The 21,299-nt window shown below is 35.9% G+C and carries 18 protein-coding genes; 6 read left to right on the top strand and 12 right to left on the bottom strand.

Annotation, left to right across the window (positions count from 1 at the left end):
• Positions 1 to 54 precede the first annotated feature (54 nt).
• Together secA and SJY24_RS04405 are read right to left on the bottom strand one after the other, a co-directional pair.
• Positions 55 to 2,562, bottom strand: a complete 2,508-nt coding sequence (secA, locus tag SJY24_RS04410) for a preprotein translocase subunit SecA (protein ID WP_377863878.1) — start codon at positions 2,560 to 2,562, stop codon at positions 55 to 57.
• 253 nt (positions 2,563 to 2,815) lie between these two features.
• Positions 2,816 to 3,754, bottom strand: coding sequence for a helix-turn-helix transcriptional regulator (locus SJY24_RS04405; protein ID WP_377863877.1), 939 nt, complete (start codon positions 3,752 to 3,754; stop codon positions 2,816 to 2,818).
• An 82-nt stretch (positions 3,755 to 3,836) separates the two neighbouring features.
• On the opposite strand from SJY24_RS04405, the gene SJY24_RS04400 reads away from it, so the two are divergent.
• Entirely contained in the window at positions 3,837 to 4,280 is a 444-nt protein-coding gene (locus SJY24_RS04400; protein WP_377863876.1) for a VOC family protein, read from the top strand.
• 105 nt (positions 4,281 to 4,385) lie between these two features.
• Here the strand turns inward: SJY24_RS04400 and hpf are convergent, their stop codons facing one another.
• The 7 genes from hpf to SJY24_RS04365 form a co-directional block, all read right to left on the bottom strand.
• A complete protein-coding gene (hpf, locus tag SJY24_RS04395) occupies positions 4,386 to 4,928 on the bottom strand; it encodes a ribosome hibernation-promoting factor, HPF/YfiA family (protein WP_377863875.1) in 543 nt (180 codons plus the stop codon).
• A 320-nt stretch (positions 4,929 to 5,248) separates the two neighbouring features.
• On the bottom strand, positions 5,249 to 5,446 hold the full coding sequence (cspC, locus tag SJY24_RS04390; protein ID WP_001990088.1) for a cold shock protein CspC: 198 nt from the start codon (positions 5,444 to 5,446) through the stop codon (positions 5,249 to 5,251).
• A 126-nt stretch (positions 5,447 to 5,572) separates the two neighbouring features.
• Positions 5,573 to 6,277, bottom strand: a complete 705-nt coding sequence (locus SJY24_RS04385; protein WP_377863874.1) for a ComFC family protein — start codon at positions 6,275 to 6,277, stop codon at positions 5,573 to 5,575.
• Positions 6,277 to 7,626 carry an ATP-dependent helicase ComFA gene (gene comFA / locus SJY24_RS04380; protein WP_377867211.1) on the bottom strand — a complete coding sequence of 450 codons (1,350 nt, stop codon included), beginning with the start codon at positions 7,624 to 7,626 and terminating at the stop codon, positions 6,277 to 6,279. The genes SJY24_RS04385 and comFA overlap by 1 nt, the downstream gene beginning before the upstream one ends.
• Before the next feature lie 130 nt (positions 7,627 to 7,756).
• Positions 7,757 to 9,085 carry a C40 family peptidase gene (locus SJY24_RS04375; RefSeq protein ID WP_377863873.1) on the bottom strand — a complete coding sequence of 443 codons (1,329 nt, stop codon included), beginning with the start codon at positions 9,083 to 9,085 and terminating at the stop codon, positions 7,757 to 7,759.
• Between the two features lie 233 nt (positions 9,086 to 9,318).
• Positions 9,319 to 9,633 carry a winged helix-turn-helix transcriptional regulator gene (locus SJY24_RS04370; protein WP_000400859.1) on the bottom strand — a complete coding sequence of 105 codons (315 nt, stop codon included), beginning with the start codon at positions 9,631 to 9,633 and terminating at the stop codon, positions 9,319 to 9,321.
• A 172-nt stretch (positions 9,634 to 9,805) separates the two neighbouring features.
• Positions 9,806 to 10,648, bottom strand: a complete 843-nt coding sequence (locus SJY24_RS04365) for a DegV family protein (protein WP_377863872.1) — start codon at positions 10,646 to 10,648, stop codon at positions 9,806 to 9,808.
• Positions 10,649 to 10,886: 238 nt separating this feature from the next.
• Here SJY24_RS04365 and SJY24_RS04360 point away from each other — a divergent pair, with 238 nt between their 5' ends.
• A complete protein-coding gene (locus SJY24_RS04360; RefSeq protein ID WP_377863871.1) occupies positions 10,887 to 11,522 on the top strand; it encodes a YigZ family protein in 636 nt (211 codons plus the stop codon).
• Positions 11,523 to 11,596: 74 nt separating this feature from the next.
• The gene (locus tag SJY24_RS04355) at positions 11,597 to 12,724 is read left to right on the top strand and encodes an LCP family protein (protein ID WP_377863870.1); all 1,128 of its coding nucleotides are present in this window, start codon (positions 11,597 to 11,599) and stop codon (positions 12,722 to 12,724) included.
• A 53-nt stretch (positions 12,725 to 12,777) separates the two neighbouring features.
• Here SJY24_RS04355 and wecB read toward each other — a convergent pair whose 3' ends face one another.
• On the bottom strand, positions 12,778 to 13,893 hold the full coding sequence (wecB, locus tag SJY24_RS04350; RefSeq protein ID WP_000140119.1) for a non-hydrolyzing UDP-N-acetylglucosamine 2-epimerase: 1,116 nt from the start codon (positions 13,891 to 13,893) through the stop codon (positions 12,778 to 12,780).
• A 74-nt stretch (positions 13,894 to 13,967) separates the two neighbouring features.
• Entirely contained in the window at positions 13,968 to 15,293 is a 1,326-nt protein-coding gene (locus SJY24_RS04345; RefSeq protein WP_377863869.1) for a UDP-glucose dehydrogenase family protein, read from the bottom strand.
• A gap of 487 nt (positions 15,294 to 15,780) precedes the next feature.
• On the opposite strand from SJY24_RS04345, the gene SJY24_RS04340 reads away from it, so the two are divergent.
• The 3 genes from SJY24_RS04340 (at position 15,781) to SJY24_RS04330 (ending at position 20,581) form a co-directional block, all read left to right on the top strand.
• The gene (locus tag SJY24_RS04340) at positions 15,781 to 16,854 is read left to right on the top strand and encodes a glycosyltransferase family 4 protein (protein ID WP_377863868.1); all 1,074 of its coding nucleotides are present in this window, start codon (positions 15,781 to 15,783) and stop codon (positions 16,852 to 16,854) included.
• A gap of 209 nt (positions 16,855 to 17,063) precedes the next feature.
• Entirely contained in the window at positions 17,064 to 17,801 is a 738-nt protein-coding gene (locus SJY24_RS04335) for a polysaccharide deacetylase family protein (RefSeq protein ID WP_377863867.1), read from the top strand.
• 104 nt (positions 17,802 to 17,905) lie between these two features.
• Positions 17,906 to 20,581 (top strand): sigma-54-dependent transcriptional regulator, encoded by a 2,676-nt coding sequence (locus tag SJY24_RS04330; RefSeq protein ID WP_377863866.1) that lies wholly within the window; start codon positions 17,906 to 17,908, stop codon positions 20,579 to 20,581.
• Positions 20,582 to 20,768: 187 nt separating this feature from the next.
• On the opposite strand, the gene exsM is transcribed toward SJY24_RS04330, so the two are convergent.
• Positions 20,769 to 21,182, bottom strand: a complete 414-nt coding sequence (exsM, locus tag SJY24_RS04325; protein ID WP_002166452.1) for an exosporium regulatory protein ExsM — start codon at positions 21,180 to 21,182, stop codon at positions 20,769 to 20,771.
• Positions 21,183 to 21,299 lie beyond the last annotated feature (117 nt).

The following is a 21,299-nucleotide window of genomic DNA, read 5'->3' as shown; positions in this document are numbered from 1 at the left end:
ATCCTACATTTTTGATGTAAAAGTTTGCAAAGCAGTCTGAACTACAGTTTCCTATTACTGCCCAATGCCACAACAGTTTTTATATTTTTTGCCACTACCGCATTTACATAAATCATTGCGTCCCATTTGGTCACCTTTTACAACCGGTTTTTTCTTCGCTTCTTCGCCATCGCTAGATGGATGAACAGCTTCACCTTGAACAACTTCTTGACGCTCTAAGTTTTGTTCAATTTCAGCTTTCATAATGTAACGAGAAATTTCCTCTTCGATAGAAGCAATCATTGACTCGAACATTGCGAATCCTTCCATTTGATACTCACGAAGTGGATCAATTTGACCGTAAGCACGTAAATGAATACCTTCACGAAGATGATCCATCGCATCAATATGCTCTGTCCATTTCGTATCTACAACACGGAATACAACAACTTTTTCGAATTCACGCATTTGCTCTTCTGGCAGAAGCTTTTCTTTGTCGTTGTAACGCTCTAATAACTTCGCGATAATTGGCTCGCTCATTTCCTCTGGAGCAAGGCGACGTAATTCTTCTTCTTTTATATCTCCTTCTTGCAGAAGGTTTGTATTTAAGTAGTCAACAAGACCTTTAATGTTCCAATCTTCTTCAATTTCCTCTTGTGTATGAAGCGCAACAGCACGTTCTACCGTAGATTTCATCATACCTTCAATAATACTGCGTAAGTTCGCAGAATCCATTACTTCTTGACGCTGTTTGTAAATAACTTCACGTTGCTGACGAAGTACATCATCGTACTGTAGTAACTGCTTACGTGCATCATAGTTATTTCCTTCTACACGTTTTTGTGCAGATTCTACCGCACGAGAAACCATTTTACTTTCGATCGGCTGTGAATCATCCATACCAAGACGATCCATCATCGCTTTCATATTATCAGAACCGAAGCGGCGCATTAGTTCATCTTCCATAGACAAGTAGAACTGCGTTACACCAGGATCCCCTTGACGACCAGCACGACCACGTAACTGATTATCAATACGACGGCTTTCATGACGCTCTGTACCGATAACTGCTAGACCAACGTTTTTAATATCGTCTCCAAGCTTAATATCCGTACCACGACCAGCCATATTCGTCGCAATCGTTACAGCACCTTTCATACCAGCTTCTGCAATGATATCCGCTTCACGCGCATGGTTTTTCGCGTTTAAAATGTTATGGCGTACACCTTTACGTGTTAACATTTTTGAAATAAGCTCTGACGTTTCAATTGCAACTGTACCAACAAGAATAGGTTGCCCTTGTTTATGACGATTCACAATATCCTCAACAACTGCATTGAATTTGCCTTCCATTGATTTGAAGATTAAATCGGCACGGTCATCACGAATAATATCTTTGTTCGTTGGAATTACGATAACATTCATATTGTAAATATTACGGAATTCTTCTTCTTCCGTTTTCGCTGTACCAGTCATACCAGATAACTTTTCATACATACGGAAATAGTTCTGGAACGTAATTGTTGCGAGTGTCATACTTTCATTTTGAATTTCTACGCCTTCTTTTGCTTCAATAGCTTGATGTAAACCTTCGCTATAGCGACGACCTTTCATAAGACGACCAGTGAATTGGTCTACAATTACGATTTCGCCTTCTTGTACAACATAATCTGTATCAAGGTGCATAACAACGTGTGCACGAAGCGCCTGATTAATATGATGAAGAAGTGCTACATGTTTTAAATCGAATAAGTTATCGATATGGAAAGCTTTCTCAGCTTTCGTAATACCATCTTCTGTTAACATTACATTTTTCGTTTTCACATCAAATGAATATTCTTTTTCATTTTCTAATGTACGAACGAATGCATTTGCAAACATATATAGCTCTGCTGATTTTTGAGCTTGTCCCGAAATAATAAGCGGCGTACGTGCTTCATCGACTAAAATAGAATCGACTTCATCGATAATGGCAAAATGAAGTGGGCGCTGAACGCACTGCTCTCTATATAACACCATGTTGTCACGTAAGTAATCGAATCCAAGCTCATTATTTGTGCTATACGTAATATCAGCAGCATAAGCCTCTTGTTTCTCTTCGCGTGACATACTGTTTAAGTTAATTCCTACTGTTAAGCCAAGAAACTCATGAAGTTGTCCCATTTCGCTCGCATCACGTTGAGCTAAGTATTCATTGACTGTAACAACGTGAACGCCTTTTCCTGTTAAAGCATTTAAATATACAGGTAAAGTAGACGTTAACGTTTTACCTTCACCCGTTTTCATCTCAGAGATATTCCCTTCATGTAAGGCAATACCACCCATTAACTGCACACCATATGGACGCATTCCAAGAACACGAGTTGCTGCTTCACGAACAACCGCAAAAGCTTCAGGAAGTAGATCGTCTACTGTCTCACCTTTTGTTAAACGCTCTTTAAATTCAAGCGTCTTTCCTTTTAATTGCTCATCAGTTAGTGGCTTAATAGATGATTCTAATGCATCAATTTGCTCAACTGTCTTCTGCATACGTTTAATTTGGCGTTGGTTAACATCGAACACCTTTTTTAAAATACCGATCATAGGGAATACGCTCCTCTTTTTATTAAAATAAAACTTCCGATTGCTTTTTTCTTTCTCTCTTTACAATCAGTCGTTATAAAAATCAAATATATGTTATGCCAATTTTTCTCCTAATTAAAAAAACTAAAATGTATAAACCTAATGATAATTGTAACACTTGTCTTATAACTATGACAACAATCGTCCAAATGTCTAGCCCTATATTCAGAAAAAGTTTGTATTTCATTTGTTCCAACAAACTAATCTCTCTTCGCTACAAATTTTGTATTAAATCTAAGTAGTATTCTTTTAAGTTCTCTTTTAAAGAAGATGGCTCAATTATTTTTATCGTTTTACCAAAACTAGCTAGATACGAGATGATAAAGTCAATTTCAGCAGGCTCATAAGTTCCTATTAAATATGTCCCTTCAGGTTCCTCCCATAATCTCATCGAAGGATATTGTTGTTGCTTAAATATCTCTATCCCCCTCGCAGTAATTGAGCATTTAAATTGAATAGCTTGTTCAGTTGCTTTCCAAAGACTATGTGCGTTATGTATATTTATATTTTCCAAATCCAGACTATCCTGAGCATCTACTATTTCTGACGACCTAATACGATCACAGCGAAACACTCGATAAGCAGATTTATCTAAATCGTAAGCCTGACAATACCAATAACCTTTCATTGCATAAATCGAAATCGGCTGAATACGGCGCATTGTCGTTTGTTTCGGCGTTACATAGTTTATAGTTAAAGCCCTATTTTGAACAGCAGCTAACAAAATCTCTTCTAGATAACCGCATTCATGTGCTTGTTCCAAATGAAAAAAGGAGACTCTTTTTTGCAAGTTTTCAATTTGCTCACGCTGTTTTGACGAAACACTATCTAAAAATTTCTTATTAATGGAACGAAACGAGACTTGAAAGGGAATACTTACAAAACTACTTAGTGCTTGCATTGCAAAATAAAGCGCAAAAACTTCATGATTTGTAAATGAAATCGGTGGTAATGTCATCGTTTTTATTAAACGATACCCTCCATACCGACCATATTCTGCAAAAAGAGGTACACCCATTTCCTCTAAAGATGCAATATCACGTAAAGCTGTCCTTTTTGAAATTTGAAATTCATCCATTAAATCTTTCAATGTGAATGTTTGTTTTTGATTAATAAAGCGTAGCATCTGATTTAAACGTTCAACTTTTTTCATAAACTCTCCCTATAGGTGCCAATGCCTGGCACCTTATACTTGTATAGTAATAAGTGTAAACATATATGAAGGAGGCAATACAATGAACTTTGAAGTAATCACTTTTTTATCATTAAATGGGCAAGGCGCTAAAGCAATTGCATTTTACGAACAGTATTTAGGTGCAAAAGTTTTATTTAAAAAGAATTATAAAGAAATGAAAGAAATAGATCCGCATTTCACGTATAAAGAAAGCCAAGAACATTATATTACCCATTCCGTTTTACAAATTGGTACTAATAAAATTATGATTGCAGAACAGGCAGTGGATTCCACACGCCCTTGGCAATTAAGTAATAGCTCATCATTATGCATTCAATCTAAAGATTTCCAAACCATTGAAACAATCTATCACAATCTAATTCAACATGATGAGGTTTATATTTTAACACCTTTTGAAAAAAACTCCTTCAGCCCGGGTTATGCCATTGTGCGAGATCCTTTTGGAATAGTAATCCAATTAACCGTGACAAAACATGAATTCTAAATTTCATTACGAATTAGCCATTAAAATTCATATCAATATTACAAGATAAGGAAGCAAAAAAACATATAAAAAAAGCGTAGCCATTTTGGCTACGCTTTTGAATGATTATTTTGTTTCGATTAAACCATATTTTCCGTCTTTACGGCTATATACAACATTAGTTTCATTTGTATCAGCATTTGTGAAGACGAAGAAACTATGTCCTAGCATATCCATTTGCAAGATCGCTTCTTCAACGTCCATCGGTTTTAAATCGAATCGTTTTGTACGTACAAGTTCTAATTTATCCTCTTCTACCGCATCCAGAACAGCTACTGCTTCCGGAAGGATAAAGTTAGTTTTCACAGAACCTTTCTCACGTAACTTACGATTTACTTTTGTTTTATGTTTACGAATTTGTCGCTCAATTTTATCAACTACTAAATCGATGGCAGCGTACATATCGCTATTAGTTTCTTCTGCACGAAGTAATAAATCTGTAAATGGAATTGTTACCTCGATACGTTGCTTGTCAGAGTATACTTTTAAATTAACCTTAATCTCTGGGAATGTATCAAAATAACGCTCTAATTTACTTAGTTTTTTCTCTACATATTCCTTTAATGCTGGAGTTACTTCAATATTTTCACCACGAATGTTGAATTTCATAGATGAATTCCTCCTTTCAAGCCTATGTACTATAATTTCGACATTGGCTTAAAAACTCCTTCTAATTTTTTTGAAAAATTAGTGGAATTGCGATTTTTTTATCGTTTTTTGTTGAAATGAAAAGATGCATCGTTTCTATCTTTATTTTATCCTATTAACATCGTGAATAACGAATGTAACTGTGGACAATTGGTTACAGAAAAGAAACAACTTTTTGACAACTTCCCCATAACAAAAAAGCCCTTGTTACGAGCAAGAGCTTTCGCCATCTATATAATGCTGCTAAAAATACAGCTCTATCTTTTCCAAAAACTTAATTTTTACAGTTTCACAACATTAGCTGCTTGTGGCCCGCGTGCTCCATCAACAATATCAAACTCCACTTGTTGACCTTCTTCTAACGACTTATACCCATCTTGTTGAATAGCAGAAAAATGAACAAACACATCGTCACCATCTTCACGCTCAATAAACCCAAATCCCTTTTCTGCATTGAACCATTTTACTCGTCCTTGCATGTTCATTCCATTCCCTTCACTCTTAAAATCAGGGCATCCGCCCCATATTCTGACTATAACGAATGACAAGACTTTTAGTCAAAGAAGATTTGTCGTCTTTTTATTATTCCTTTCGACATTCACATATTAACCTCTACAAAGCGTCAAACAAGAAACTTCTCTCGCTCCTCGGTCATACAAAAGGCTTCCAATTTGTCTAACAGTAATTCCTGTCGTATACACATCATCCACGATTAAAACATGTTGCTCATGAAACATCTCTTCTCCCTGAAAATAAAAAGGATTAACTCCCAATATCCTTTCTTTACGCTTCTTCTTACTTTGTTTTTCTGTTTCGATTCTTCTTAATGATGTACAAAACATTTTGATAGGCAAACAAGAAGCTAGCAACTCAGCTTGATTAAAACCACGCTCATATTCTCGCTCTTTACTAAGAGGTACCGGAATGACCGCTGAAACATTGGCAAAATATTTTTGAAACAGACTTCGAAAAGGCTGATGAAAAATATGCACTAATTCAACATCTCCTCGAAATTTAAACTGTGCTAATATTTCTTTCATCGCTTCATCATACACATACAACGAACGATTTATGAGAGGCGGAAACCTCTGCTCGTTCGTCCACCTTATGCAGTCCATGCAAATATCACCGTTCTTATATTCCGCTGGTACAAGTTCTAAAGGCCGACCACACTCCTTGCAAATATCCCCTATAATATAGGAAAGTTTTTGCTCACATCTATCACATATATACTTTTTATGAGGCTTAACAAAAAAAGTGTACCAACTAATAGCATATGAAATATACTCATCACAAAGTAGACAATGCATCAATCTATCAGTCCTTGTTCTTTAGCATTCTTATTCATACTTTGAATATGTTTTTTTGCACGCACCATTGCCTCTGTCTTTCCATAATGAAAATAGATGACATCTCCATGCGGTTCATCAGAGCTTCTGCCAGCACGCCCTGCAATTTGAACGAGAGCACTCTCTGAAAATATTTCTTCCTCAGCTCCTAAAACTGCCACTTGTAAATTTTTCACAGTTACTCCTCGTTCCAAAATCGTCGTTGTAACTAATAAAGGGATTTCTCCCTTTCTGAAAGCTGCTACCTTCTCCTTTCTCTCCGGATCTTCTGCATGCACACCGTCAATTTGATTGTTTAATGATTTTAATAACTGGCTAATTTCTTCTACATATCGCACATGAGGAACAAATAGAAAAATAGGGTATCGTTTAGATAAGTACATATTTAACCATTGTAATAAAACACGAGGAATTTTTTTACGCATAAGACCCTTTTTCCAATTTCCGCACCACCGAAATATCGGGACTGGCAATGGATGACGATGATAACGTCCTGAAATAATAACCCCTTTTTGCTTACCATTCCGCAATTTCCGCTTCCACTTTTCATCTGGAGTTGCAGTTAAATAAATACGTGCAGCCTTCTCCTTCATCGCTTCGTTTACTGCATAATGCAACATCTTATCCGCATGATATGGAAAAGCATCTATCTCATCTACAATCATGACATGGAACGCCCTATAATAACGTAACAATTGATGTGTAGTTGCAATGACTAACGCCGCATCTTTTTCTCGGTCTAAACTCCCTCCGTATAAAGCAGCTACATTTATATTCGGAAACACTTCTTGTAATCTTGGCGCTAATTCAAGTACAACGTCCGTTCTCGGTGTTGCAATACAAACTCTCTCTCCCTTTTGTAGTGCCTCTGCAATTCCATGAAACAACATCTCTGTTTTTCCAGCCCCGCACACCGCCCAAATAAAAAATGATTCTTTCTGCTTAACAGCGTCAACGACACTTTGCGCAGCTAACTCCTGACCAGCAGACAAAACGCCTTCCCACTGTAATGGATTCAAATAATTTTCTCCTTGTATTTCAGCAATCCCGCGTACAAGTACAGCACATTCACTGACCCTTCCCATCGTTATACACTTACGGCAATACGCACATACTTTACTGCACCTCTTACATAAAAATGACGCAAATAGTCGCTGCTCTATATTCCCGCAACGCTGGCACGTATATTTTGAAAGCTTCTTAATTACGCCTTGCACACAAACGACTTCTCGGTTCTTTTTCAAATGATCCAATTTACCTTGCAAATCTGAAGAAAGTTCTTCTAACAGTAACTGTCTACCAGCTAACATCATCAATAGCCACCTCCAGCACTACTATAAATCCTTCTCTTTATCTCGTAAAAACTCAAAAAAGCCGATAACCTACTTATAAAATAGTAAGCTATCGACTTTATACACGTTTTTTATTCAATTATAAATCCTAGAATCTACCGTATCCTAAGAAATGTTTTTGGTTGTAGCTACTGCTTAAGCTAGAGTAAGCAATCCCTTTATCACCAGCATGAATCATTTGGTCGTTACCAACGTAAATACCGATGTGAGATGGACCTGCTTTATAAGTACCTTGGAAGAATACTAAATCTCCAGGTTGTGGGCTACTTACTTTAGAAACTGAATTCCAGTAACCTGCAACGTCTTGACGACCTACACCATAAATGTAAGAAATAAATCCACTACAGTCAAAACCACCGTTTGATGGAGATGCACTTGCCCAAACATATGGCATACCTAAGTATTGCTGTGCTTTACCAATCACACCAGGAGCTGGTGGAGTTGGTGCTGGTGCAGGCGCTGGCGCTGGCTTTTCTTTTTTAGGTGCTTCTTTTTTAGGCTCTTCTTTTTGAGCTTGTCCAGCATTGTTTGCTGGAGCAGCTTGCTCTGCAGGCGCTGGTGCAGCTTGTTGAGCTTGTGCTTCTTTAGCAGCTTGTTCTGCTTGTTTTTGAGCAGCAGCTTCTTGCGCTGCTTTTGCTTGCGCTTCTTCTTCCGCAATACGTTGTAATTGCAGTGCTTGTTTCTCAAGATCCTTCAATTGACCTTCCGTACTTGTCATTGAAGTTACAACTGTATCCATTTTACCGCTTAAATCGTTTACTGCTGTTGCTTTTTTCTCTTTTTCAACGTCAAGTTCTTTCTTAGCAGTTTCAATTTGAGCTTGTGCTTCTTTTAATTCTTTTTGTTTTTCTTTTACTGTCTCAACATCTTTTTTCACGCTCGTTTGATCTTCTTGTTGAGTTTTCATGATATCTTCGTCAGACTCAAGAATTTTAGAAACAGAATTTAAACGATCAACTAAATCTGCAATGTTTTTAGAATTTACAAGAACTTCTGTTACAACGTTCGTGTTCGGTTGTTCTTGTAGTGCAACTAAACGTTTTCTTAATAACTCTTCACGTTTTGCAATCTTTGTTTGTAGTTCTGCAATATCTTTATTTTTATTTTCGATTAATTGCTCAGTATCAGCAACTTTTTTTGTTGTTTCATCAAGTTTTGAAGCGTTCTCTTGAACAGACTTATCCAAACCTTGGATTGTTTTGTTTAAGTCATTCATTTGCTTTTGTAGTTCATCACGTTCTTGTTGTTGTTTATGTAAAGTATCATTTTGTGTGTTAATTTGTGATTTCACGTCAGAAATTTTATCTTCTGCAAATACATTTGGTGTTAGCCCTGAAAACATTAACCCTGCAACTAATGCGCAAGATGCCATTTTTAGCTTTTTCATTTTATTTTTTACACCGCTTTCTTTTTTCATTTTCCGTATATAACCTATTAAAATTTATACCATAATTCGGGAGTTTTTTTGCTAATGTTACGGTTTTGTAAAATAAATGTAATATTACATTTATCTCTATAGCAAAGTATATCTAAATTTGTATATATATGTAGAATTTTAAGAGCCTTACGCCGTTTTTTATAGAATTGAAAAAAACGTAAGGGATTCCCTTACGTTTTGAAAATACTCCAAGTATGAATGAGACAGAAACGTTACTTCATCCATTTCTCAGCCCAATTTTGGACTTCATCCATAACACGTTCCAACGCTTTCCCTTTATCAGTTAAACCATACTCGATTCTAACTGGTACTTCCGGGTAAACATTACGAACTACAATACCTTCACCTTCTAATTCCTTTAAACGTTCTGACAACATACGATCGCTCATATTCGGTATAATATCTGCGATTTCTCTAAAACGTTTCGGCTCTTCCAACAAAGATTTAATAATTAAGCCAGTCCATTTCTTACTAAGCATTGTAAAAGCTGACTCAAACTTTGGACATAAACAAGAATTATGCTCCATATGTTTCACCTCTCTTCCATTATAAAATAGTTTCTTGTAAAAAGTAAGTAATAAAACTTTCCTCATTATTTAATTTTACGTACATTTTACCATTTCCAAATATTAACTTGTCAAATCTTCGTAAAATATCCGTAAAAAAACCCTCTTCAACAAGAGAGCTTTTACATCTTTATCACTTCGTATACCAACCTAAACCAAGCGCACCTTCACCTAAATGCGTCCCAATTACAGCTCCGAAATAACTCGTACGAATTGTAACATGAGGGTATATCTCTTCTAATTCTTGTTTCCATTCATTAGCTTCCTCTTCACGATTCGCATGAATAATAACAGCTTCCATAGGCACACCTTTACTTGCCTGCTCATCAAAGATTTCAACGATACGCTTTAACGCTTTTTTACGCGTACGAATTTTTTCGAATGGAATAATTATTTTATCTCTAAAGTATAATACTGGTTTTACTTGTAACAAACTGCCGATGAAAGCTTGCGCGCTATTTAATCTTCCACCGCGTTGTAAATGATGTAAATCATCTACTACAAAATAAGCATCCATCGTTTTTTTCATTTCATCAAAGCGAGCGATAATCTCTTCCGGAGCTTTCCCTTCACCTGCTAATTTCGCACCTTCACGCACGTAAAACCCTTGTACTTCACAACTAATTTCAGAGTCGTACGTATATACATCGATACCATCTACCATCTGTCCAGCTGTCGTTGCCGTTTGGTATGTACCACTAATTCCACTGGAAAGGTGAATGCTAATAACTGCATCATATTCTTTAGATAACTCTTCATATAACTCTAAAAACTTTCCAATTGCTGGTTGCGAAGTTTTCGGAAGCTCTTCTTGTTCACGTACTTTTACATAAAAATCATTTGCTGAAATTTCAGCCTCTTCTTGACAAGATTCCGTTCCAAACACAACGTTTAATGGAATCATATATATATTGAGTTCATCACGAATATGCTTCGGTAGATATGCTGTACTATCAGTAACAATAGCTGTTTTCATTTTCGTACCTGCCTTATAAAAAATTTTTATCCCCTAATTTTACACGAAAACTAGAAAAGGTGCATCCATACATAAAAATGCCGGTTAGAAACTACATTCACCCGCTCGACAAATTACAACAAAAAGATAAAATACTCATCAAAAATTTCAACATATTTGTAAAAAATGTTTGAATATAAAAACGCCCGCTTTTAAAATGTAAAGTACTAGTTATTTTGAAAGATAGGGGCGTATATCATTGTTATTACAATATTTAACAATCAAAGGCTACGGCGAGCACGAAATTGTCATTCAAAAATCAAGATTCATTTGCTATGTGAGTCGCGCCACAACAGAAGAGGAAGCTCAAACTTTTATACAAAAAATAAAAAAACAGCATTGGAATGCAACACATAATTGTTCTGCATATTTAATCGGTGAACAAGATCAAATTCAAAAAGCGAATGATGACGGTGAACCGAGCGGCACAGCTGGTGTACCTATGTTAGAAGTATTAAAAAAACGAGGTCTAAAAGATACTGTCGTCGTCGTTACACGCTATTTTGGCGGTATTAAACTTGGTGCTGGCGGATTAATTCGTGCATATGGAAAATGTACAAGTGAAGGTCTTAACCATGTAGGCGTTGTTGAGCGAAAACTAATGCGCGTTATGCAAACAGAAATTGATTACACTTTACTTGGCAAAGTCGAAAATGAATTACGCAATTCAGAATATGCCATTAAAGATATACATTACCTAGAAAATGTCACATTTGATACGTATGTAGAAGAGGACAAAAAACAACCATTCACAAATTGGATGATTGAATTAACAAACGGGAAATGTACAATTAAAGAAGGGGATATGTTGTACTTAGAACAAGACGTTATCTAAGAATAGCTAACTTATCGCCTTTAAAGATTAATGTAGTGAATTAATTCCCTACAAATGAACTAAGGAGATTATATATGGAAGAACGTTATTATCATCTCCAAAATAGCAGAATAAAAAAGAAACGTAGAAGAAAGTTTTTCTTCTTTCTTATATTCGCATTTTTATTTGGTAGCGTAGGACTTTATATGTTAAATTCCTACTCTTCTCTCATGGGGATGTACAGTGGATTTAGCCGTGAAAAATCTAAATTACGAGCAGAAGATGTGGAAATCACAAAAAAACCTTTCACAATACTCATTATGGGTATTGAAGATTATGCAACTGACGGTCAAAACGGTCGAACAGATTCACTTATGTTCGCGACAGTTAATCCAAACTCAAAAAAGGTTTCACTTATGAGTATCCCGCGCGATTCTCGTGTTAAGATTGTTGGCAAAAATAAAGAAGACAAAATTAACGCTGCTCATGCTTACGGTGGAGAAAAAATGACAATCGACACCGTCGAAGAGTTTTTAAAAGTTCCTGTTGATCATTATATTAAAATTGATTTCCAAGGCTTTAAAGGTATCGTTGATGCTGTTGACGGTATTACCGTTGATGTCCCCTTCGATTTCTGGGAACGCTCTGACGTGGATTACTATAAAAAAATCCAATTTAAACAAGGTCAACAGAACTTAAATGGTGAAGAAGCACTCGCATACGTCCGTATGCGAAAGCAAGATCCTAACGGTGATTATGGTAGAGCTGCTAGACAAAGACAAGTACTGGCTGCTGTTGCCCAAAAGCTAAACTCTGCTTCTACCGTATTTAAAATTAAAGATTTAACAAAGGTAGTTGGAAAATATATAAAAACCGATATTCCTATTTCAGACGGACTTGCTCTTTACAATAAAATCTCTGGATTCGATCCTTCTACAATACAAACGTTAAAACTTGAAGGAGAAGACAGAAAAATTGGCGGTATTTATTACTTCCTCCCAGATCCAATCAGTGTAGAGACTGTACGTAACGAAATTGAAAAGGAAATAGGAGAAAAAGCAAAAGTTCCAACAGAGACTACGAAAAATGAAAATACAAATTCCGATTCAAATTCTAACTCCAGCGCAAAAGCAAAGAAGGAGCCGAGCGAGAACAAAACGCCACCGCCTCCTCCCCCTTCTACAAATGCTCATGCAGAGTGGATTATGAGGAATCATGAATAGAAAAAGAGCCAAATCGTATACGATTTGGCTCTTTTTATTTCACGCAATTGTTGTTACTTCTTAAAGTGTTGTAAAATCGCTTCTACAATACGCTCAGACGCACGGCCATCACCGTAAGGGTTAGATGCTTTCGTCATCTTATCATGAGCTTCTTTATCAGATAACAACTCATCAGCAAGACCAAAGATTGTCTCTTCATCTGTTCCTGCTAATTTCAGCGTACCTGCTTCGATACCTTCTGGGCGCTCCGTCGTATCACGAAGGACAAGAACTGGCACACCTAGTGATGGTGCTTCCTCTTGTACACCACCAGAATCGGTTAACATTAAGTATGAACGTGCTGCAACGTTATGGAAATCGATTACATCTAGCGGTTCAATTAAATGAATGCGGCTATGCTCGCCTAAAATATCATTCGCTATTTCGCGAACAACAGGATTCATATGAACAGGGTATACAACTTGTACATCTTCGTGCTTATCAACAAGACGCTTAATTGCACGGAACATATTGCGCATTGGTTCTCCTAAGTTTTCACGACGGTGCGCTGTCATAAGTACAAGACGATCATTTCCAAGTTTCTCTAACACCGGATGGCTATAAGTTTCTTTTACAGTCGTCTTCAGTGCATCGATCGCTGTATTTCCTGTTACGAAAATACGTGACTCATCTTTATTTTCTTTTTGTAAGTTCGTTGCTGATTTTGTTGTAGGTGAGAAATGAAGATCCGCCATTACACCTGTTAGTTGGCGATTCATCTCTTCTGGATATGGAGAATACTTATCCCATGTACGAAGTCCTGCTTCAACATGTCCTACTGGAATTTGATTATAGAAAGCAGCTAAGCTTGCAATAAATGTCGTCGTTGTATCACCATGCACAAGTACGATATCAGGCTTCGCTTCTTTCATTACTTTATCTAAACCTTCTAAACCACGTGTTGTAATATCAATTAACGTTTGACGATCTTTCATGATATTCAAATCGAAATCTGGCGTAATTCCAAAGATATTTAATACTTGATCTAACATTTGACGGTGTTGTGCTGTTACAGTCACAATTGATTCAATCTTTTCTGGGTGCTTTTGCAACTCTAATACAAGAGGTGCCATTTTAATTGCTTCTGGTCGTGTCCCGAAAATTGTCATTACTTTTAAACGTTCAGTCATTTCATTGCCTCTTTTCTTTCACTAGTTAAAGCTTCTATTATCGCATATAAAAATATGCATGTGAAAATACATTTTTAACGTACCTGAGAAACATTACTATTACAGACGTCTTTTCGCCCAACTGAGTAATAATTTAATCCATGCTTCCCGGCATCCTCATTAGTATAACAATTTCTCCCATCAAATAGAATAGGTTCCCTCATAAGCTGTGCATACTTTTCTAGCGGATAATTTCGAATTGATTCCCATTCTGTTAAGATAAAAACTGCATGCGCCTCTCTAATCGATTCATCTATACACTCAGCGTATCGTATCGTATTTCCAAATAAGCCTCTTACATTTTGAATGGCTTGCGGATCATATAAAACCACATCCGCACCTACATTAATTAATTCTTCTATTATAATAAGAGATGGTGCTTCCCTAATATCGTCAGTATTCGGTTTGAATGCTGCACCAAGAACCGCAATTCGCTTCTTCTTCATATCTATAATTTTCTTCGCTTTTTCAACTAACAACAACTGTTGTTTATTATTCACTTCAATGACTGCTTTCAACAAGCGAAAATCATGAGAAACATTCCCTGCAATTTGCACAAGTGCTTTCGTATCTTTCGGAAAACAAGACCCTCCATATCCAATGCCTGCATTTAAAAAAGATGCACCAATTCTCTTATCCATCCCCATCCCTGTAGATACATCTAATATATCTGCACCCACCTGCTCACATATATTGGAAATCTCATTAATAAAACTAATCTTCGTAGCCAAAAAAGCATTAGATGCATATTTAATCATCTCAGCACTTCGAATATCCGTAATATACGTTTGTAAGCTTAATTTACTGTACAAATTCTCTACTTTCCTTGCTGCTTCCTCACTACAGGCTCCAATTACAACGCGATCGCCATGAAAAAAATCATAAATACCAGAACCTTCCCTTAAAAATTCTGGATTCGATACGATATGTAATTCGTGTCTACCTTGTAGTTTCTCCTCAATCCATTCCCTCATCACATCATTTGTACCTACTGGAACCGTACTTTTCGTAACAACAATAATATCGTTATTCACATATGCTCCAATATCATCACAAGCACTACGAATATACGTTAAATCTGCTGTTCCATCTAATAAAGATGGCGTTCCAACTGCAATATATATAAACTCTACATCATTAAATGCAGTTGATCTGCTTGCTGTAAAAGTTAAATGATTGTTCTCATACTCTTCATTTATTAATTCATTTAATCCACATTCATAAATAGGTAACTCACCTTGTTTGATCCGTTCAATTTTTTCACTATTTATATCAAAACATGTGACTGAATGTCCCAATTTTGCCAATCCTACTCCAGTAATCAATCCAACATATCCGGTACCTACTATCGTAATTTTCATTTTCCTTTCGCACAGGAATATATATATAAGAAAATATACGAATACACAGAATCACCCCTGTGCTTCCCCCTTTCGCACTGAAAATAAGAAAACTTTTTTTCTTCTTTATTATATGAATTATCTTTTTATTCATTTTTAAGATTTTGTAAAGTTAAATGATGCAATATATATATAATGTAAATTCCCACATTTTAACACGGAACTTACTCATTTTTACGTGCAACACTTATAATAAAATACTTGTTATAGACGAGGCAGATACACTGTCATATTTCAAGTTGCAATATGAACAACCTTCTCAAACGATCCAACATTCTATATACAATTGTCATATATTCTATGCACTTCCATTTACAGCTAAAAGAAAAAAAGATTGAATTCTAATCTTTTTGTGATACCATATGTTATGAGCCTGTAAATAAACATCATAATTTTCAGATAAATACAATTAGAAAAATTACGTTAAACTATAAAAGGTGGGGTATTAATGGACTCACAAGTGATTTATGCCATTTTGGCATCTTTCATCACTGTACTCGTCGTTACTCCTTTAGTTATTAAATTAGCTTTCAAAATAGGAGCAACAGATAAACCAAACGCACGTAAAGTACACCAAAAAATTATGCCTCGTCTTGGCGGGTTAGCAATTTTTATCGGTGTAGCTGTAGGATTTGTTGTCGGTGGATTGTACGAACAAAGAATGCTATCGATAACTTTAGGTGCTATCATTATTGTTATCATCGGGATTTTAGATGATATGTACGAACTATCTGCGAGGGTAAAATTCGGTGGACAACTATTAGTTGCCATCATGATTGTCAAAAGTGGATTATTAGTGCAAGTATTATATATTCCAATCCTTGGAGATACTGAACTCGGGTGGCTTGCTTATCCAATTACAGTATTTTGGATTGTCGGTATTACAAATGCCATCAACTTAATTGATGGATTAGATGGATTATCCGCAGGGATTTCATCTATCGTACTTGCAACGCTAGCATATATGGCCTTCACTAGCCCATGGGGCACTGGAGCAGCTATTATATTACCTCTAGCACTGATTACATTAGCAAGTACAATTGGATTTTTATTCTACAACTTCCATCCAGCAAAAATTTTCATGGGAGATACAGGGGCACTATTTTTAGGATACTGTATTTCTGTTATATCGTTACTTGGATTATACAAAAGCGTAACGTTATTCAGCTTTATCGTTCCAATTATCATTTTAGGTGTACCTATATTTGATACGACGTTTGCAATTATCCGCCGTATCGTAAATAAAAAGCCTATCTCAGCACCAGATAAGTCGCATTTACATCACCGTTTACTTGCAATGGGATTCTCTCATCGTAAAACGGTACTAATTATTTACGCACTTGGTATTTTCTTTAGCGTAAATGCAATCATTTTCAGTAGTGCGACACTATGGTTATCCATTATTCTTCTTTTCGTTTTAATCTTCTTTACAGAAATTATTGCTGAAGTAATCGGTCTTGTACACGAACGTTACAAACCAATTATTTCCTTCTATAAAAAAGTGAAAAAACGCGAAGACTAATTGTAGTATAGCCTTTACATTTATGAAATATTCAAATAGCATCCTCTTTTTCATAAGAGGATGCTATTTTTTATTTTTTAATCCTTATTCCCCATTTCCAAAATATAGATTGTTTGAGAGTGCCTCTATTGGAGAAAGATATACGTATAACGAAAAAAGTATCAAATTTTCATTTTTACATCTTGATTGTCAAACTGAGGGTGAATGTTATGATCAAGCGATTACTTCAATGTATAATTTTATTTTTAACTATTACTATGTACGCATCATCTAATGCAGAAGCAACTACAGACATTCAAGCAGAAGATCAACAAAGCACTCAAACTACCTCTCCTACAAAAAAAATTGCGTACTTAACATTTGATGACGGACCGAATAAATACACACCACAAATTTTAAATATTTTAAAAGAGAAGAACGGAAAAGCAACTTTCTTCGTTATTGGCGGAAAAGTGCCACATTATAAAAAAACGATGGAGCGATTGATTAAAGATGGACATTATATTGGTCTCCATAGTATGTCACATGATGTAAAACGTCTTTATACTGGCGATCCATCAATTTTAATTGAAGAAATGGAGCAAACCCAAAATATTGTCCGGCAAGTTACACATCTAGATACACATCTCGTTCGTGTCCCATACGGTAGCATGCCTTATTTAAAAAAGAATTACCGCGACGCACTCGTATCTTCCCAGTATAAAATGTGGGATTGGACAATTGATACATATGACTGGAAAAGCTATGATAATCCTTCCGCAATACTAGAAAGAGTGCGAAATCAAAGCGATGAACAAGTAGAGGTTATTTTAATGCATGATTCTAGTGTCACAGTGCAAATACTCCCAAAAGTAATTGATTATTTACAATCACAAGGATATAAACTACTTCCCTACAATCCATCTTCCCATCTCGAAGTGAATTTTTGGAAAGACACAAGATTGTAACAGCTTTAGTGCCTATATACTAAAGCTGTTTTATTTTTCTCTTCCCACACTTCCCATTTTTGTGTAAAATTTTAAATAGTGATGAAGTTTCGAGGTGAATAGAAATGAAACGAATAGATCTCATTTTTAACGCAATACAAAAAGGGAATTATACAGAAGGTGTAACAGCATCTGAACTCGCTACACTTCTACAGTTAGACCGTGCAAATGTTAGTAGCGACTTAAATAAGCTCGTGAAAGACGATCGTTTATTAAAAACGAGTACACGTCCTGTCCGTTTTTATATAGAAACGAATACTTCCTTGGAAACGCATTCAACAAAGGGCACTTCATTAGATACATTTGCAATTGAAAATACAAGCCTAAAAATTGCGATTGAAAAAGCAAAAGCTTCTATTCTCTACCCTCCAAACGGTATGCATACTTTACTACTTGGAGAAACAGGTGTCGGAAAATCGATGTTCGCTTCTTTAATGCACGAATATGCAATTGAAGTGGAACAACTTCCAAAAGATGCACCTTTTATCGTCTTCAACTGTGCTGATTATGCAAACAATCCACAACTACTACTTGGACAGTTATTCGGGATAAAAAAAGGAGCTTACACAGGTGCCAGTGATCAAAAAGGTTTAATTGAAAAAGCCCATGAAGGAATCCTTTTCTTAGATGAAGTACATCGTCTCCCTCCAGAAGGACAAGAAATGCTCTTCACATTTATTGATCGCGGAGTATATCGCCGCCTTGGAGAAACAGAAAATGAACGTAAGGCACAAGTATTAATTATTACTGCAACAACAGAAGAACCAAACTCATTTTTATTAAAAACATTTACAAGACGTATTCCAATGACCGTTACGCTTCCACCACTTCGTGAGCGAACGCATAAAGAACGCTTTGCTTTGTTGCAACTATTTTTCACAAATGAAGCGATTCGACTACGAAAAGAGATTCATGTTAGTCCAAACGCAATGCGATCCTTCGTCTTTTACAATTGCCCAAATAACATTGGTCAATTGAAAACAGATGTACAAATTGCCTGCGCGAAAGCTTATTCTGATTTCGTAACAAAAAAACGTGATTCTGTCGGTGTTTCAAGTACAGATTTACCTTGGTATATGAAAGAAGGACTGTTTATCGAAAGAAAGAGCCGTCACCTATACCAAATACCAAATGAAACATTTGTATTTACGGGTGATGAAGGCTGGAGCAAGCATAAAACAGAAGATGAAAAACGTTCTTCTATTTACGATTATATTGATTATAAATATGAAGAGCTTCAAGCACGCGGCATTGAAGAGGAAGAATTAGAATTACTAATAGAAAATGATATTCAAAGCTTTTTCGTTCAATATTTTAACCAAATGTCTAAAAAAACAAGTCATGAAAATGTTTTTAAAATTGTGGATCGTAATATCGTTTCCGTATGTGAAAAAATTGCGGAGCTCGCTGAAAAACATTTATCTAAGACGTTTGATGAAAAGGTCTTTCTCGCATTAGGTTTACATGTACAGACAACTCTACAACGTTTACAAGGTGGGAAACAAATTCATCACCCACAATTGAATCAAATTCGTACGAAATATAAAGAAGCTTTTTCCGTAGCTATGCAATGCATTCAACTACTGGAAGAAGAATTACAAATAACGATGCCCATGGATGAAGCAGGCTTCTTAACAATGTTCTTCGTTGTTGATCCAATTCCTGCCTCACAAACAGAAGTAAAAGTATTAATATTAGCGCACGGTAATGGCATCGCAACAGAAATGGCAAACGTCGCAAATGAACTTCTCGGTATTGATGAAGTAACTGGTATCGATATGCCCTTGCATGAATCACCGAAAGATTTCTTAGAGCGTGTTAAGGTGTATATGAAAACACTTCAAAATGTAAACGGGCTTCTCTTACTTGTTGATATGGGATCTCTCGCTTATATTGGTGATATATTAGAAACTGAATTCAAAATCCCTGTACGTGTTCTTTCCATGACGAGCACACCACACGCACTAGAGGCAGCTCGAAAAGCTCAGCTTGGCTACTCATTAGATGCACTATATGAAACAGTGAAGAACTTAACGCCGTTCTACTTAAATGTACAAGAAGAAAAGAAAAAGCCTCTGTCACCAATGAAATCTGTTATTTTAACAGCTTGCTTAACTGGCGAAGGAAGTGCTTTAGCAATCCAAAAAATGTTAGAGAACTATTTACGCTTTGATAAAGACTTAATTGAAATTATTCCGATTAGCATCGTTCACGAAAAAGATTTAACAAAAATGATCGAGAACATAAAAAAAGAGCGTAATATCATTTGTATCGTCACGAATTTCGATGTGCAAGTACCATGCTTAACATACCACTTCCAAGACATTGTGAACTACACAGCGATTCAGCCAATTCAAGAATTAATTACGTATGAAGAAACATATGCGAAAATGGCTGATATTCTTGAACAACAAATGCAGCGTAACGATGGCGCGTTACTTATTAAAACAATTCGTTATGCATTAAATACAATTCAAGAATTAATTTCTTTACAGCTGACTCCTGACAGTTTAATGGGTGTGATTTTGCATATGAGCTGCATGGTTGATCGTCTTCAAAAAGGCGAAAGTCTCCTCCCTCATCCTGATAAAGAGAAACGAAGACAAGATGAGTACTGGATGTATATGAAAGTAAAAAAAGCATTGCAACCTATTGAAAATACATTTGAGATACAAATCCCAGATGACGAAGTATTTTATATAATGGACTTCTTCATTAAAAATCAGCCTGTAAAAAATTAAACTAGGCAGTTTTTTAAATATATCGACCGTAACACGAATTATATCAGCGATTTTTTAAATATATCGGCGTAACCCGGATTATATCAGCGTTTTTCAAAATATATCGATTTACTGACAATAATCGCTAAAATTTGCACCTTATAGCAGAAAAGGCTGTTCCAAAATGTTTTTTGGACAGCCTTTTCGCTTACTTCTTTACTTCCCTTATTCTCCCCCTTATTTCTCCCTTTTTATTAGATTTCGTATTAACATTTACATATACATTTGCTTGCATTATCTCTTGAAACAAGCTGTCAAATGCTCTCCCCTGTAAAGGCCCTTCAAAATCCTCTACTCTAGCTACACCAGTAACGACTCCTTCATTCACACTAATTCCTTGCTCTAACGGACCAAACAAACTTAAAATAACTGGACCAATTTGATTCGCTTTTCCTAAATGAATTTGGCATGACGTGATTTTTTTTATATTTTTTAATATGACCCGATATTGCAACTTCTTTAAATCTTCACTAAAAATGAGCTCTGTTACACCGTAAGCTTCTGTATTTACAGGAGGTACTTCCCTCTTTCCTGTTAACCTAGCAAAGAAATGTGTTGTCATACGGGCATTCTCCTCATATAAATTTCCCAGCACTACTTCTACTACTTTATGGTTTAGACATAATCATTTATGACTTTTTCAAATTTTAATTACGAAGAAAAGATTCACACAATCTTT

It is taken from the genome of Bacillus sp. R86525, from assembly GCF_042466195.1.
Classification (GTDB): domain Bacteria; phylum Bacillota; class Bacilli; order Bacillales; family Bacillaceae_G; genus Bacillus_A; species Bacillus_A nitratireducens.
The sequence above is the reverse complement of the archived record's forward strand: the minus strand, read 5'-3'. Positions and strand labels throughout refer to the sequence as shown.